This window comes from Pseudomonas sp. SA195 (assembly GCF_054131565.1).
The window spans coordinates 3,573,878-3,589,402 of sequence record NZ_CP096392.1 but is presented as its reverse complement, the minus strand read 5'-3'; the positions used below and the strand labels follow the sequence as shown (position 1 = coordinate 3,589,402).

At 61.5% G+C, this 15,525-nt stretch carries 16 protein-coding genes and 1 other RNA gene; 4 read left to right on the top strand and 13 right to left on the bottom strand.

The features are described from left to right. Positions 1-440: 440 nt before the first annotated feature. The 11 genes from M1D78_RS16740 to M1D78_RS16690 form a co-directional block, all read right to left on the bottom strand. Positions 441-797 carry a hypothetical protein gene (locus M1D78_RS16740; RefSeq protein WP_437421112.1) on the bottom strand — a complete coding sequence of 119 codons (357 nt, stop codon included), beginning with the start codon at positions 795-797 and terminating at the stop codon, positions 441-443. 150 nt (positions 798-947) lie between these two features. Beyond that, positions 948-1,229, bottom strand: a complete 282-nt coding sequence (locus tag M1D78_RS16735) for a hypothetical protein (protein WP_437421111.1) — start codon at positions 1,227-1,229, stop codon at positions 948-950. Then, complete coding sequence (locus tag M1D78_RS16730) at positions 1,210-2,046, bottom strand: helix-turn-helix domain-containing protein (protein WP_437421110.1); 837 nt, start codon at positions 2,044-2,046, stop codon at positions 1,210-1,212. The genes M1D78_RS16735 and M1D78_RS16730 overlap by 20 nt, the downstream gene beginning before the upstream one ends. Before the next feature lie 80 nt (positions 2,047-2,126). Beyond that, complete coding sequence (locus tag M1D78_RS16725; protein WP_437421109.1) at positions 2,127-2,864, bottom strand: phage antirepressor KilAC domain-containing protein; 738 nt, start codon at positions 2,862-2,864, stop codon at positions 2,127-2,129. After that, entirely contained in the window at positions 2,865-3,263 is a 399-nt protein-coding gene (locus tag M1D78_RS16720; RefSeq protein ID WP_437421108.1) for a helix-turn-helix transcriptional regulator, read from the bottom strand. It lies immediately after the preceding gene. A 228-nt stretch (positions 3,264-3,491) separates the two neighbouring features. Further along, positions 3,492-4,730, bottom strand: coding sequence for a tyrosine-type recombinase/integrase (locus tag M1D78_RS16715; protein WP_437421107.1), 1,239 nt, complete (start codon positions 4,728-4,730; stop codon positions 3,492-3,494). Between the two features lie 164 nt (positions 4,731-4,894). Next, positions 4,895-5,273, bottom strand: a transfer-messenger RNA (tmRNA) gene (gene ssrA / locus M1D78_RS16710). A gap of 144 nt (positions 5,274-5,417) precedes the next feature. Beyond that, positions 5,418-5,726 (bottom strand): hypothetical protein, encoded by a 309-nt coding sequence (locus M1D78_RS16705; protein WP_437421106.1) that lies wholly within the window; start codon positions 5,724-5,726, stop codon positions 5,418-5,420. 168 nt (positions 5,727-5,894) lie between these two features. Continuing rightward, complete coding sequence (locus M1D78_RS16700) at positions 5,895-8,732, bottom strand: FAD-binding and (Fe-S)-binding domain-containing protein (protein ID WP_437421105.1); 2,838 nt, start codon at positions 8,730-8,732, stop codon at positions 5,895-5,897. Positions 8,733-8,791: 59 nt separating this feature from the next. After that, a complete protein-coding gene (gene lldD, locus M1D78_RS16695; protein WP_243605957.1) occupies positions 8,792-9,967 on the bottom strand; it encodes an FMN-dependent L-lactate dehydrogenase LldD in 1,176 nt (391 codons plus the stop codon). A gap of 147 nt (positions 9,968-10,114) precedes the next feature. Continuing rightward, positions 10,115-11,809 carry an L-lactate permease gene (locus M1D78_RS16690; protein ID WP_437421104.1) on the bottom strand — a complete coding sequence of 565 codons (1,695 nt, stop codon included), beginning with the start codon at positions 11,807-11,809 and terminating at the stop codon, positions 10,115-10,117. 279 nt (positions 11,810-12,088) lie between these two features. On the opposite strand from M1D78_RS16690, the gene M1D78_RS16685 reads away from it, so the two are divergent. Beyond that, a complete protein-coding gene (locus tag M1D78_RS16685) occupies positions 12,089-12,880 on the top strand; it encodes a GntR family transcriptional regulator (protein WP_437421336.1) in 792 nt (263 codons plus the stop codon). 21 nt (positions 12,881-12,901) lie between these two features. Here M1D78_RS16685 and smpB read toward each other — a convergent pair whose 3' ends face one another. After that, complete coding sequence (smpB, locus tag M1D78_RS16680; RefSeq protein ID WP_437421103.1) at positions 12,902-13,384, bottom strand: SsrA-binding protein SmpB; 483 nt, start codon at positions 13,382-13,384, stop codon at positions 12,902-12,904. Positions 13,385-13,574: 190 nt separating this feature from the next. Here smpB and M1D78_RS16675 point away from each other — a divergent pair, with 190 nt between their 5' ends. Next, complete coding sequence (locus tag M1D78_RS16675; protein ID WP_437421102.1) at positions 13,575-14,009, top strand: type II toxin-antitoxin system RatA family toxin; 435 nt, start codon at positions 13,575-13,577, stop codon at positions 14,007-14,009. After that, complete coding sequence (locus M1D78_RS16670) at positions 14,002-14,322, top strand: RnfH family protein (protein ID WP_437421101.1); 321 nt, start codon at positions 14,002-14,004, stop codon at positions 14,320-14,322. The genes M1D78_RS16675 and M1D78_RS16670 overlap by 8 nt, the downstream gene beginning before the upstream one ends. Before the next feature lie 47 nt (positions 14,323-14,369). Here M1D78_RS16670 and M1D78_RS16665 read toward each other — a convergent pair whose 3' ends face one another. After that, positions 14,370-14,888, bottom strand: coding sequence for an outer membrane protein assembly factor BamE (locus M1D78_RS16665; RefSeq protein WP_437421100.1), 519 nt, complete (start codon positions 14,886-14,888; stop codon positions 14,370-14,372). A 94-nt stretch (positions 14,889-14,982) separates the two neighbouring features. Here M1D78_RS16665 and fur point away from each other — a divergent pair, with 94 nt between their 5' ends. After that, on the top strand, positions 14,983-15,390 hold the full coding sequence (gene fur / locus M1D78_RS16660) for a ferric iron uptake transcriptional regulator (protein ID WP_437421099.1): 408 nt from the start codon (positions 14,983-14,985) through the stop codon (positions 15,388-15,390). The last annotated feature ends 135 nt before the right edge of the window (positions 15,391-15,525 follow it).

Below are 15,525 nucleotides of genomic sequence, written 5' to 3'. Positions count from 1 at the left end.
AAGCTGTTAACCGATGTTTTGTTAACCACCAACCCTCGGAGCACTAATCTCAACAGGCCGAAACCGAGGGCGCGCCAATAATCATCATAGTCGCCGCCATTGATGCTTTGCTATTGCAGCAAAGAACACCCAGCGGCAGCGATTGGCGGGGCATCAAAGGTTACAGCCCGCGTGGCTCTCGATCGAGTAGACCGGTCGGTCGGGCGGCGGTAGATTGCGCACGGAGGGGATTACTGTGTACGAGGTCGGTTTAATGCTTGGTCTGCCAGTCTTCTGTGCCGCCTGGTCGGCTTTCGTTTGATTCATACCGGTTAGCCTTCAGGTCTTCGGGCGTCGGGTTTAATGTTTTGAGCCTGAGAAACTGCTGCGACCACCGAGGTTCAGCTCAGTGGTAGATCCTTCTCGAAACTTCAGGTGTAGATGTAGCCACGCAGATGTGCTTATCGGGCTTTCCTCGCTTCCAGATCGGCCAGCTCCCTAGTGGCCTCTGCCTTCCTCCTTTTCAGATCCTCGCCCTTGGCGGCGCGTTCGGCTTCCTGCTTGGCCTTGGCCGCCTCGGCGTTGCGCTCGAGCTGCGCCTTGATGGCCGCGCAGTGTTCGCGTACCTTGGCGCTGGCAAACGGAGCCACATTACCGGTGATTAGGCAGGCGATGGTGCTGCCCTCGGCGGTGACCGGCGCATGGGTCAGCTGAGCCAGGTGCCCGGCAACTTGCGGTGCCGGCAGACGGCCAAGGCGTCCTGCCTCCTCGGCGGCGGCTACGCGGCGCTGGGGTCTGTACCGAGGCTCAGCGTCCACTTGACCGGCTTGGCCTCGCGACGGGCTGCGTCCACTACTCGCACGTAGGCGGCCTTGAACGCCATCCGGGCGCCGATTTTGTCGCCGCGCTCCAGCGCTAAGCGGGCGGCGGATAGTGCGATGTGGAGCTCCTCGGTCTTCACCACGCTGTCAGCCTAGTCGTAGGCGCGTAGGCAATGCCCCAGGCCTCGACCGGTTCCGGCCCCCGTCGCGGTCCTGCAAGCGCTCAATGATGGAGGCCAGGGTCAGCTTTCCGGTCAGGTCGCGGCGGCAGGCCTGCTGCGCATCGGTGATCAACTCAGTCGGGTAGCCGGTCAGGTCGGATGCAATCAGTTCGGCAGCGCTCGCGCTCAGGGTCTGCCCGAGCGACTCCGCAGTGGCGCAGTTAGAGGCGGCCAGTTGGGCCTGTTGCTCAAAGGAAACGATTGGCATTGATACATCCCTCGCTACTAGCGCTGAAGAGCGCTACCAGCTCTTGTGCTGCGTTGATGTTCGCCTGAGTGGCCTCGATCTGGCGGGCGGTGGTCGCGTTCATCTGGCGGCCGGTGGCCCACTGGGTGTGGAAGGCCTCGCACTTAGCGAGCAGATTGTTCAGGCTGTGGCAGTCATTGACCAAGCGCGCGTCGTTGACGGTGACGTAGAACGCCGCGACGTGGTGCGCCTCATCGGCGCCCAGGCGGTCAACAAGTTGGCTGATCTGCCCGGCGGCCTTGGCGTTCCACTTCGGCCAGACGCTGTAGCGCTTGCGGTAGGCGAAGGCGTAGTTGGCCCACGCCTTGAAAGTCTTCGAGCTCGGGTCCTTCGGGCCGGGTATGTCTGCCTGGATCTCGACGCGAGGCGATGCGTCCACGACAACCGGCAAGGCCGCGTCAGCGGGCTGGCCCGGAAAGGTGTCTGTCGTAGTCTCTGCAGTAATCTCTGCTGTAGTCTCTGTAATAGCGAGCGGCTTTCCTGCAGGCTTGCTTGCAGCTTTTCTGCAGCCTTGTTTGCAGGAATCCTGCAGACTGGAATGCGGGTTTTCTGCAATCAAGCTTGTGCGGATCGCATCCATGTTTACCCGGTAGAACAGGCGGCACGGGACGCCCTTCTTTTTCTCCTCAAGCACGCCGGCACTCACCAGCTTCTTGCGCGCGCTCTCCTGCTCGGAGCGGGTCATTCCGGTTTCGGACGCCCATTCCTCCATGGTCTTGTAAAACCAGCCGTCAGCGTTGTCGGTGCGTTTCGACCAGTAGATCGCCTGGCTCAGCATCAGGGCACCAGTGATGCCGGCACCGAGGGAGACGAAGGCGCGCTGAAAGGCAATCGGACGGTCGAGAAGGTCATGCAGGCTCACTCTGCCACCTCCGGCTGATGCACAGCCCACAGGCCGGCGATCCACTGCACGCCCTTCGGGGTGAACTTGGAGGCGTTGAAGACATGACCGTTGTCTGCCTGACCGGTCTTCACCGAGAAGCGGCCGGCGTCAATGTGCTCGGCGAACGGCACCCACTCGCCGCTCAGGCGGTACATAACGCGCTTGTCTTGCAGGAAGGCGCGGAAGTCGTTCTCCTTTGCATGCAGCAGCTTGGCCACCTCGCGGAAGCCCTTCAGTCCGGTGCCGTCGACGTAGCGGTCGACAAACTCGGCCTTCGGCACGGCGATGGCAAGTAATGCTTGCTGCTTCTCGATCTGCTCGGCTTGGTCGGCAGCGAGGCGCAACGCTTCGGGGAAAGTCTCCGGAATATGCGGAGTCTGATGGGCCTCCAGCGACTGCCAGCGGTCCACCAGTGCCGCAGTGAACTCCGGCGAGAGCTGGGCGACAACAATAATGCTGTCGCGTTTGCCGCGTTCACCGGCGAAGACGTATTCGATAGCCGGGCGGCCTGCAGTGGGCTTTTCCTGCATTGCAGGTAAAGCGATCACGCCGCGCTCGGCCAATCGCTCAATAGCAACGCGCACATTGTCGTGACGCGACCCAACCAGCTCCGCAACCTCGCGGCTAGACATTGTCACTTTGCTTACGCCGGAGATGGAGTTCTGGCAATGCGCCCAGCTGCTCAGACTTTCGGGACGGATGGACGTTTTCATTTACCACCTCGCCTTTTCATACTGAGTCTCGCCATCCGCGCTAGACGCCACTCCTTGCGCCGCCAGGATCTCACACGACGCCAGCTCATCACGTCCATGCAGCGGCGAGCCGCCACCTTGAAGCGGAAGGCATTCAACTTTCGTGCGAGTTGCGATGCGAGAACGTACCCACTGTTGGACTTCAGCCAAAACGAAGCCAACTGGAGCTCCGCGGGCAGTGCTGTCACTCAGCGGAACAGGCTTAGGAAAGGTCGGGTCGTCCTTGAGGCGCTTGTAGATGGTCGGTCGCTTGAGGCTAGTGATCTTCTCGACTTCGGGGATCCGGATGATGACCAGAGAGGGGTCGAAACGCTGGATGCTCGCGGCATCTGGGATAACATGAGGAGACGGCATGAACATTTTGGGCACCACATTGGCTTATGTCGCCCCCAACGCTATGTGACTCTCTTTGTGTGTAAACAAGTAGAAGCAAGATTTTTATGCCTCCATAGCGCCTCACTGTTCCTCTCTAGTTCACCAGTCTTTTGCTTGAGAGAACCGTTGGGACCACCGTCTTTACAGACGGCACCCTCGGTTCCCAGTTACCTTAAGAAATCCCAACACAAGGGCACGTAGCACCGATGCCCTTCACGCCTGACGTTTGAGCTCAACCACATTGCCACCTGCCAGCATGTCCAGATGATCGGCATACCACTGCATCATGACCTTGCGCTGTTCTAGGTAGGTGCTCTTGTCATAGACGCCCCTCACCCCTTCCTTGACATGGGATAGCTGGGCTTCCACATGCTGCGAGTCGAAGCCGTTTTCGTTGAGGATGGTGCTTGCCAGGTGGCGGAACCCGTGACCAGTCTGCCGCCCCTCATAACCCAGACGGCGAAGTGCCATCAAGAATACGGTGTTGCTGCGTGCCTTAGTGGTGTTGCCGCGACCTGGGAACAGCAGCGGATATGCTCCGGTCAGGAAATGTAGGTCGCGTAGGAGCTGAACTGCTTGAGTTGGCAGCGGAACCAAGTGCTCGCGACGGCGTTTCATTCTTGCCGCGGGGATTAGCCAAAGCCCTGCATCCAGGTCAAATTCGTCCCAACGAGCCTCGCGTAGCTCGGATGGGCGGCAGGCAAGCATGCTCAACAGCTGCAAACCAATTCGTACATCTATAGTGCCGTAAGCGCGCATTGCTCGAAGCAGCGCCGGAAGTTCAGCGACAGGCACGTGCGCATAGTTTTCAGCTGGACGGGTCTGGAGAAACTTATGCAGTCCCTCGAGCGGGTTGTATTGCGCTCGCCCCGTTACTCGAGCCAGATCATAGATTTCCCGACACATGCCACGGACTCTGCTGGTCTGCTCAACGATTCCTTTTTGCTCCATGCCACGGAGCAGCTCCATCCACTCCATCGGTAAGATAGCTGTATAGGGACGCTTACCGAACGTGGGAAATACGTGCAGCTCAAGTGCGCCAATGGTCCGGACAGCCGTTCCCTCACTCCATCCCTTGCGCTTGGTGGCGTACCACTCCCGAGCGAGATACTCGAATGTGTTGTTCGCAGCTTCCACCTCTGCGGCTTTTCGTGCTCGTTTCGTTGCGAGTGGGTTGCTGCCCTCGGCTGCGTCGTCGCGCAGCTTCGCGGCTTCCTTCCGCGCTTGTTCTCCGGTCAGCTGATGGCTGCCTTTGCCATAGGCACCCAGTCCAATCCAGGACCATTTGCCGTCCGGCTTTTTGTAGCGGAACTGCCAAGACTTCGAGCCGTCTGGCCGAACGCGAAGGTAGAGTCCGTTTCCATCGTTCTCTCGATACTCTTTCTCCTCCGCCTCTAAGCTTGCCAGTACCGTATCCGCCATAGGACGCTTCTTGATGTCCTTGCGCTTCATGTCTGTATCCCTCAGATTCAATATTTACCGAAGATACACGAGAGGATACACGGCGGGAAGGTATAGGCGTAATCAAGGGGAGATAGCCAGAAACAAGAAAGCCCGCACAGCGCGGGCTTTTCAGGGAGATCGTAGACTGTTAGAGACAGGTCTAGATGAGTATTTGGTGGAGCCGGGGGGAATTGAACCCCCGTCCGCCAGCTCTCCACTGTCGGTACTACATGCTTAGCCAAATCTATTGAGTTAACTCCGCGCCGCCCGATTGGCAGGGTGCTTGGAGCGAGCTGCATGAGATTTAGCCGTTACGTCTGCAGCGAACTTGGCGGCGATCCTGTTCTATCTGACAGTCATTTCGGGTTTACAGGCATCCCCTAGTGACCGCTGGCGCCGAAGCGACCAGATGAAGGTTAGGCGGCTAGCGCGTACCCTTCGTAGTTGTCGTCGTTGGCAACTATAAGTTTGCAACAGTGGATTTACGAGTTCTGTTACCAACTCGGCATGCACCTAGAGTTTTGTTACCGGCGTCGAATCCTAATCGGCCCCATGAGACGCATCGCGTGCTCATGTGCGGCGCAGTGTACGCCAGAGGATGAGCTACGTCGAACGCTTGATGGATTAGATGGAGGTGATCTGTCGGATTTCAAGGGGTAGCGAGGCCGCCGAGTGCGGCGGCCTTGCCCAGGCCACTCAGTTGCCAGCGCCCGAGGCGGAGCCGGCGGTGCCGTTCGAGTCGGAGCTGCCAGGTCCTTTGAGTTCCTGCAGGGCCTTGGTGGTATGGGCGATGCAGGTTTCGGTATCGCCGGCTTGTTGAGCCTGGCGAGCCTGGCCGACCAGCTCCTCTGCTTCGCTGCGTGCGGGCTCGCCGAGTGTGGCCTGGTTGGTGGCCATCAGGTCGTCGATCTCTTGCAGGTTGAGCTGGCAGAGGTCTTTGTCGGCAGCAAACGCAGCGGGACTGGCGATAAGGGCTGCGGCGGCAAGTAGGGCAAATTTTTTCATGAGCATCCTCCAGGGAGTTAACTTCCCGGCGGGCCTGCCTGATTCTGCAATTGCACGCCGGCGCCGAGGCGGGTTTTCGGCCCAGTGTGTCGCCTGGGCTCTATTTGTCCGACTGCGGTTGCGCTCAAGCGTTTCATCCGTGCGTGTCAGCTGGCTGCCGGCTGCTCGCTAGCTGACCGCCGCAGCGGCTCTGGCGCGGCTGTTTCGGTTCACCAGATAAACGAGCCCGTGATAATCGATACCGCCATGCTGCGACAGGCCGATCTCGCAGGTGCGGCTGGTGGAGATGCCTTCCTCGCAGACCTGCACCGCCTCCTTGAGGCTGCGCAAGGCGTGTGCGTTGAGCTCGGGCGTGGTGAAGCCCTTGTCGCCGGCGAACCCGCAGCAATGGATGCCTTCGGGCACCACGACCTGCTTGGCGCAGCGACGGGCTATGTCGATCAGCGCCTGGGCTTCGCCGAGGTGTTGGGTGCTGCAGGTCACGTGGACGGCGATTGGGCTGTCCTGGGGTTCGAAGTCCAGCTTGTCGAGCAGGTGTGTGCGGATGAAACGCACGGGGTCGTACACCTGCAGGCGGGGTTCGCTCAGCTCTTGCACCAACCTTAGGGTGCAAGGGCTGGTGTCGCAATAGATTGGGTCAAGGCCGCCACGACTGGCCTTGAGCAGTGCACCCAGCGTTTCCTGCCGTTTGCGTTCGGCCTGTTCCGCGTAACCTTTGGAGGCGAAGGGCTGCCCGCAGCAGAGGTTGTTGAGGTCGTCGGGAAAGACGACCTGGTAACCGGCCTTTTCCAGCAGCGCGCGGGTGGTGTCCAGCAGTGGCTCCTGCTCCTGGTCGCGCGCCGCTGGGCCAGTGGCGCGCGAGACGCAGGCGGCGAGATAAACGACGCGGGGACGCTCGTCCTGATCCGCCGGTTTGGGCACATGCAGGCGCTGCAGGGGCTGCGGCATGGCTGGCGTCCACTGCGAGACGCGGCCCTGGCTGGCTCGGGCGAGTGCCGCGGATGTCTTGCTCAACAGGCGCGTGCCCATCATGAGGTGCGCGCCGTTGGCAACATGCAACATGAAGCGCATGCCTTGCACGGCCGTGCTGAAATGGTCGGCCAGCCAGTTCGCCGCGCGGATATGGTCGGCTTGCTCCCCGCGAAGCTTGCGCACCAGATCGCCCGTATTGATGCCGACTGGGCAGCGCTGGGCGCACAGGCCGGTCGCGGCGCAGGTCTCGATGCCGTGATAAGCGTACAGGCGCTCCAGCTCGGTGGTCTCGATGCCGGCACGCTTGCGCGCCTGGATGTCGCGCCAGACCACGATGCGTTGCCGCGGCGTCAGGGTGAGGCCGTTTGACGGGCAGACCGGTTCGCAGAAACCGCATTCGATGCACTTGTCGACGATCTCGTCGGCGGCTGGCATCGGCTTGAGGTGTTTCAGATGAATCTGCGGGTCTTCGCTCAACACCACGTCCGGGTTGAGGATGCCCTGTGGGTCCAGCAGCCGCTTGATCCGCCACATCAGCTCGTAGGCCTCCGGCCCCCACTCCAGCTCGACGAAGGGCGCCATGTTGCGTCCGGTGCCGTGTTCGGCCTTGAGGGCGCCGCCGAACTCGACGGCGACCAGCTGGGTCACGTCCTGCATGAAGGCTTCATAACGCGCGACTTGCTGCGGGTCGTCGAACCCTTGGGTGAAGACGAAATGCAGGTTGCCCTCCAGCGCATGGCCGAAGAGGATCGCCTCGTGGTAGGCGTGTTTATCGAACAGCTGGACAAGGCGATTGACGCCCTCGGCCAGCCGCTCGAGGGGGAAGGTGACATCTTCGATGATCACGGTGGTGCCGGTCTGACGCACGGCCCCTACCGCGGGAAACGTGTCCTTGCGGATCTTCCAGAGCTGGTTGTAGACGGCCGGGTCCTCGCTGAAATCGACCTGCTTCTCCACCGGAAAATGCGCAATCGACCTCATGATCTGGTTGATCTGCTCCTGCAGCAGCGTCTGGCTCGCCGCGCGCGACTCGATCAGGAGTGCACAGGCGTTAGCCGATAGCGTCTTGACCCATTCGGGCATGCCAGCCTTGTTCTCCACCGAGCGCAGGCTGCGGCGATCAAGCAGTTCGACGGCCGATACCGGTTGCTGTTTGAGGATCGGTACGGCGAGGCAGCAGGTCTCCACATCCGGGAAAACGACCAGCGCGCTGGCCTTGTGCGGGTGGTCCGGCACGGTGTGGTAGGTCACCGCGCTGATGAAACCGAGCGTACCTTCGGAGCCGACCATCAGGTGATTGAGGATGTCGAGCGGGTCGTCGAAGTCGATCAGGGCGTTGAGCGAAAAGCCCGTGGTGTTCTTCAGCCGGTACTTATGGCGAATCTTTTCCGCAAGCGCGGTGTTGGCGCGGGTGGCGCGGCCGAGGTCGGCGAGCTGGTCGAGCAGTTCGCTGTGGCTCTGGCGGAACGCCGCGACGCTCGCCGCATCTTCGCTGTCGACCAGGGTGCCGTCGGCCAGCACCAGGCGCAGGCCAGCGAGCGTCTGGTAGCTGTTCTGCGCCGTGCCGCAGCACATGCCGCTGGAGTTGTTGGCGAGGATGCCGCCGATTTTGGCGGCGTTGATCGAGGCTGGGTCTGGACCGATCTTGCGCTGCAGCGGGGCAAGGATGGCGTTGGCGTTGGCGCCGATGACGCCGGGCTGTAGGCGGATCTGCTCGCCGCCGTTGCGCAGTTCACGGCCGTTCCAGTTATCGCCCAGCACGATCAGCACCGAATCGGAAATCGCCTGCCCCGAGAGGCTCGTGCCCGCAGCGCGGAACGTTACGGGAATGCGAGCGCCTTGGGCCAGCTTCAGCAGGTCGATCACCTCGGCCTCCGACTCGACCCGCACCACCAGCTTGGGAATCAGCCGATAGAAGCTGGCATCGGTACCGAAGGCCAAGGTCGAGAGCGGGTCATCGAATAGCCGCTCCGACGGGATGAGGCGTTCGACGGCGGCGAGAATTTCGCCCGGTAGGGTGGCAGACGCGTTCATGCGGGCTCCGGTAGCAGGCAGGCCGCGTCGATGATCGCGCGGCGTCTCGGTGTAAGCGGTCAGGCCGGGTCGACGTGGCGACTGGTCTGGTAGTGGTCCACCTCGCGCACCAGCGAATCGGTCGTTATTTCGCTGATGGACTTGGCGCCGGTGAGCACCATCGCTACACGCATTTCCTTCTCGATCAGGTTGAGCAAGTTGGTCACGCCCGCCTCGCCATCGGCAGCCAGGGCATAGGCGAAGGCGCGGCCGAGCAGCACGGTGTCGGCGCCCAGGGCGATCATGCGGACCACGTCGAGGCCGTTGCGGATGCCGGAATCGGCGAGGATTTTCAGGTCGCCCTTGACCGCATCGGCGATGGCCGGCATGGCGCGCGCGCTGGACAGTACGCCGTCGAGCTGACGCCCGCCGTGGTTGGACACGATGATGCCATCGGCCCCGAAGGTCACCGCGTCACGTGCGTCCTCGGCATCGAGGATGCCCTTGATCACCATGGGGCCGTCCCAGAACTCGCGGATCCATTCCAGATCCTTCCAGGAGATCGAGGGGTCGAAGTTCGCCGCCAGCCAGCCGATGTAGTCTTCGAGTCCCGTCGGGTGACCGCGGTAGGTGGAAATGTTGCCGAGGTCGTGGGGCTTGCCGTGCAGACCGACGTCCCACGCCCAGAAGGGGTGCGTCATGGCTTGTAGCATGCGCCGCACATTGGCGTTCGGGCCGCTCATGCCTGAATGCGCATCGCGGTACCGGGCGCCGGGGGTGGGCATGTCCACAGTGAAGACGAGGGTGGTCACGCCGGCGGCCTTGGCGCGCTCGAGCGCGTTCTTCATGAAACCGCGGTCCTTGAGCACGTAGAGCTGGAACCACATGGGGCGCTTGATAGCCGGGGCGACTTCCTCGATGGGGCAGACTGACACCGTGGACAGCGTGAAGGGGATGCCCTTCTTGTCCGCGGCGCGAGCGGCCTGCACTTCACCGCGGCGGGCAAGCATGCCGGTCAGGCCGACAGGTGCCAGGGCGACGGGCATCGATAGGGTCTCGCCGAACAGTTGGGTTTCCAGGCTCAGTTCCGACATGTTGCGCAACACGCGCTGACGCAGGGCAATGCTGGCCAGGTCATCGACGTTGCGGCGCAAGGTGTATTCCGCGTAGGCACCGCCGTCGACGTAGTGAAACAGGAAAGGCGGAAGTTTGCGTTTCGCGGCGGCGCGGTAATCCGTAGAGGCAGAGATGATCATCGTGTGTTCTCACCGAGTGAACAAAGCCGGTCGGGACCCGATCTTCCCGGGTCATGCTCGAACCGAAGAGGCCCTGGACGCACACGGCGGCCGGGGCCAGTGTCGAACGCCACGGCCCGAGATGTTCGGGGCCGTGGATGCAATTTGTCAGACGCCGACCAGCGGGTCCGTCACGCCTAGCACGTAGATCGCCAGCAGACCGATCAGGCCGGTAGCCAGCACGTAGTACAGGGTAGGCCAAACGGTCTTGCGCAGCGTGATACCTTCGCGGCCCAACAAGCCGACGGTGGCGGACGCAGCGACCACGTTGTGGATCGCCACCATATTGCCTGCTGCGGCGCCGACCGCCTGGATGGCAACGATCATCGCACCGGAAATGCCAAGGGACTGTGCCACACCGAATTGGAACTGGCTGAACATCATGTTGCTGACAGTGTTCGAACCGGCCAGGAAGGCGCCCAACGCGCCGACCGACGGGGCGAGCAGCGGGTAGATGCCGCCTACGCTGTCGGCGACGTAGCGTGCCATCGCGATCGGCATGCTCGGCAGGTCGCCGGCGTTCACGCCCGAATTGATCAGAATGCGCACCATCGGCACGGTAAACAGCAGCACGAAACCGGCACTGAGCAACACGCTGCTCGATTCCTTGATTGCGGCCTTCAGCTCCGACGCGCGCATTCCGTGCAGGAAGTACGTGATCAACACGACCGCAACGAGGATCCCGCCCGGCAGGTAGAGCGGCTCGATGCTGGCGCTGACACCCGTCTCACCGAGGATGTTGGCGAAGGCGATGGACAGGGATTTCAGTGCAGCGGACACCTGCGGGAAGACGCGGCTGATCACCAGGATCGCGCCCACCAGCACATAAGGCAGCCAAGCCCGCAGGGCGCTCATCGGGCGCGCGGCGAGGTCGTCGAGCTTCATCTCGATGGTGCCGACCCATTCGGCCGGCCAGTCGCGCGCATCAGCGAAATCCCAGTGGCTCTTCGGTACAAGGAAATTGAAACGCGCCGCCGTGGTGACGATGGCCAGGCCGACCAGTCCGCCCAACAGTGAGGGGAATTCAGGGCCCAGGAACACGCCGGTAGCGACGTAGGGAAGGGTAAAGGCCAAGCCCGCGAACAGCGCAAACGGCAACACTTCGAACCCGGCTTTCCAACTCCGCTCTTTACCGAAGAAGCGCGTCAGCATCAGTACCATGATCAGCGGCATCACCGTGCCGACCAGGGCGTGGGTGACCGCGACGCTGCTGGTGATTTGCTGCAGGAACATCGGCCAGCTGGAGCCTTGTGCCACCAGTTGGGCGCCAAGCGTAGCCGTGTCCAGCCCGCTATTCACACCGACCACGATAGGTGTGCCGACCGCGCCGAAGGATACCGGCGTGCTTTGCACCAGCATTCCCATCAACACGGCGGCCATGGCCGGGAAGCCGACCGCGACCAGCAGCGGGGCGGCGATCGCCGCAGGCGTGCCGAACCCGGAGGCGCCTTCTATGAAACAGCCGAACAGCCAGGCGATGATGATCGCTTGGATACGGCGGTCGGGGTTGACGGTGGTGAAACCTGCGCGAATCGCCGTGATGCCGCCAGAATGCTTCAGCGTGTTCAGCAGTAGGATCGCGCCGAAGATGATCCATAGCAGGCCGAGCGTGATGACCAGGCCTTGTAGGGTCGAGGCGATGATGCGCGTCAGGCTCATGTTCCAGATGAACAGGCCGATCGCTGCGGTGAAGAGGAATACGACGGGCATGGCGCGGCTAGCCGGCCAGCGCAGGCCGATCAGCAGAACCGCCGCAAGCAAGATCGGGGTGAAAGCGAAGAGGGCAAGCAGTCCGTTGGACATGTCAGGCTCCCCGTCGCGAGTTGAGCAGGGAAATGGCCTGATAGGCCAGTGGCGAACCGGAAGTTGGAGACCGCATGAATAGCCCTCTTCTTGTTGGATGCCTTCGATGTAAATTGGTAATACCAATTGTCCGAAGGGTTTCGCCAGCGTAAGAGTTAGTCATTGCAGACGTCAATTCGGTCCATTTTAGACTTTGGTCGCAGCATCCCAAATTGCGCAAGTGAATCTGGATGGTTACGCTTGCTCCAACATAAAGTGGTAATACCAGTTGAGGGCGTCATGGAAGTAGGGGTGGTGCGCCAGCGGAAGCTGGCAGACAACATTATCGAGCAGCTTGAGGCCATGATTCTCGAGGGTACGCTCAAGGCCGGCGAGCGGCTGCCATCCGAGCGTGTGTTGGCGGAGCAGTTCGGCGTGTCGCGGCCTTCCCTGCGCGAGGCGATCCAGAAGCTGGTTGCCAAAGGCTTGATCGTCAGCCGGCACGGTGGGGGTAATTTCGTCGCCGAATCGCTGGGGTCTACCTTCAGCGACCCGCTGTTGCACCTTTTGGAAAACAGCGTCGATGCGCAACGCGATCTGCTTGAGTTTCGTCACACGCTAGAAGGCAGCTGTGCCTACTACGCGGCGCTCCGCGCAACTGACGTCGACCGTCAGCGGCTGGGTGACGCATTCGCTGCGTTGCAGGCCTGCTATGCGCGCGATGGCGCCGTGAGTCGTGCAGAAGAGGGGGCGGCCGATGCGCGCTTCCATTTGGCGATCGCGGAGGCCAGCCATAACGCGGTGTTGTTGCACACCATTCGTGGGCTGTTCGATCTGTTGCGTCGCAACGTGGTGACCAACATTGGTGGCATGTATGCGTTGCGCAACGAGACGCGCGACATGCTCATGGCGCAGCATCAGGAACTCTATGACGCGATCATGGCGCGCCGCGCGGTCGAGGCGCGGGACGTCATTCATCGGCACATTGCCTATGTGCAAGAAGTGCTGGCAGAAGGGCAGCAAGAGGCGCAGCGCTTGGCGCGTGCGCAGCGCCGCCAGCGGCAGGTGGGGAAGCCCGCACAGATGAATTGAGACGGCGGCTCGCCGGGGGGATTAGTCTTCCTTGCCCTTGGTGCGCATCGCCCGTTGGATCTCGCGGTCCGAGTCGCGCTCTTTTTCGGTGTGACGCTTGTCGAATTCTTTCTTGCCCTTGGCCAGTGCGATGTCGCACTTGATCAGGTGCTTCTTCCAGTAGATCGACAGGGCAACACAGGCATAGCCTTTTTGCTGGACGCCGCCGAACAGCTTGCCGAGCTCGCGCTTGTTCAACAGTAGCTTGCGGGTGCGTGTGGGGTCGGCGACGACGTGAGTGCTTGCAGAGGTCAGCGGCGTGATGTGGCAGCCCATGAGCCAGGCTTCACCGTCCTTAAGCAGCACATAGCTATCGACCAGCTGGGCCTTGCCGGCCCGCAGGCTTTTAACTTCCCAGCCGGCCAGAACGAGGCCCGCCTCGAATTTCTGCTCGACGAAATAATCGTGTAGCGCCTTCTTGTTCAGCGCGATGGTCCCGGGGGACTGTTTCTTCTGTTTGGCCATAGGCTGCGCATTATAGGGAGTCGCGTGGCGGCTGGCGATAACCTGCACCCTGCGACGGCATGAAACTTGAGAGGGGCGTGCTTATCCCAGACAATGACTTGTCCACCAGGGCTCGTGAAGGTGCGTCTGCCCGCCCTGGTCTCATCCGCGCCGTCGGCGAGGGCCGCTGACGAAGAAGTAGAAGGTCTTGATGACGACACATATCCAACGCTCGGCGTTGCTGCCATATCCGGCGCAGGCGCTGTTCGACATGGTCAACGATGTGGCCAGCTATCCCCAGTTCCTGCCCTGGTGTTCGGCGACCGAGGTCATTTCCAGCAGCGATTCGGAAATGCACGCGAGCATGACTGTGGCCAAAGCCGGTATCAGCCAGCGTTTCCTGACGCGCAACGAACTCCAGCCGGGCAAGCGCATCGAGATGAAGTTAGAGGAGGGGCCGTTCAGCCACCTCCACGGCATCTGGGAATTCAAAGCGCTTGGGGAAAAGGCCTGCAAGATCAGTCTTGATCTGACGTTCGACTACGCCGGGCCGCTGGTCAAGGCCACCTTGGGCCCGCTGTTCACCCAGGCCGCCAATACGTTGGTAGATGCGTTCTGTGATCGTGCTAAGCAGTTGTATGGATAGCGGAGTTATTGCCGTCGAGGTGGTGTACGCGCTGGCCGACAGGCAGAAGCTGCTGCAGCTGACCGTGCCGGCAGGCACGACGGCTCGGCAGGCTGCGCTGCAGTCGGGGATCGATGCTTATTTCCCCGGGCTCGATGTATCGTCTGCGCCGCTGGGTATCTTCGGCAAGGCCGTTCCGAAGCCGGATGAGCGTGTGCTGGAAGCGGGCGAGCGGGTGGAGATCTATCGGCCGCTCATCGCCGATCCGAAGGAGGTGCGTAAGCAGCGAGCTGCAAAGGCCGCGCGGAACAAGGCGGAAGGGGCGGTCGACTAGAGTATGCGCCAGCTATAAAAAAGCCCGGCAAGCCGGGCTTTTTTATGTCAGTCCGTTTCGATGCGTTCGGGGCTAGGAACCGGGACGGGCTCGGCGGCATCGACGTCGCGCTGGATCTCATCGAGCAGCGAGCCCGGCGCTGCCGGTTGTTCAGGCGTTGCAGCCGGTTGGGCGGGATTGGCCGCCTCACCAGCGGGGCGCTGTGTTCCAAGAATCGCTTCGTCGCGGCTTACGCCGGGTTTGAAGTCGCCTGCCAAGCCGGCCAGTTGATCATTGCCGTTGAAGACCAGGCTGACCCTCTCCTGTTGGCGCGGCCCGCCGCCCGGCTTGATGCTGTACAGATAATCCCAGCGGTTGGCGTGGAAGGTGTCGGTGATCAGCGGGTTGCCCATGATAAACCGCACTTGCGAGCGGGTCATTCCGGGGCGCAACTGGTCTATCATGTCCTGCGTGACGACATTGCCCTGTTGAATGTCGACCTTGTAAACCCCGGGGAATGAACAACCGGCGAGTGCGAACAGACCCACCAGGGTGAGGCTGGACAGCAGGAGCTTGGTCTTTTGCATCGGTAGGTGACTTCCACTATCTTGGCTGGGCAAAGACCCGGATCATACCCGCATTGAAGGAGGCTGCGAAACAGCAGCAGCGAGAAAGCCAACCATGGTTGAAAATAGCGAATTACGCAAAGCTGGGCTCAAGGTGACCCTGCCACGGGTCAAAATCCTGCAGATGTTGGACACTGCCGATCGGCGCCACATGAGTGCCGAAGACGTCTACAAGGCGTTGATGGAGGCCGGTGAAGATGTCGGGCTCGCGACGGTCTATCGCGTGCTGACCCAATTCGAAGCAGCCGGGCTGGTGGTGCGGCACAATTTCGACGGTGGCCACGCAGTCTTCGAATTGGCCGATAGCGGGCATCACGACCACATGGTGTGCGTGGACACGGGCGACGTCATCGAGTTCTTCGATTCGGATATCGAGAAGCTGCAGAAGGAGATCGTCAAGCGGCACGGCTACGAGCTGGTTGACCATAACCTGGTCCTCTATGTTCGCAAGAAGGAAAGCTGATAGGCCTTGCGTTATTGATGTAACGACTCCGGTGCCGTCTGAACGAAAACCCCGCTTTTGCGGGGTTTTCCGTTCAGTACATGCGTATGCCAGCATGGCCGTGTTGGCGCCGGTTCGTTATAGCGGGCGCGGCTG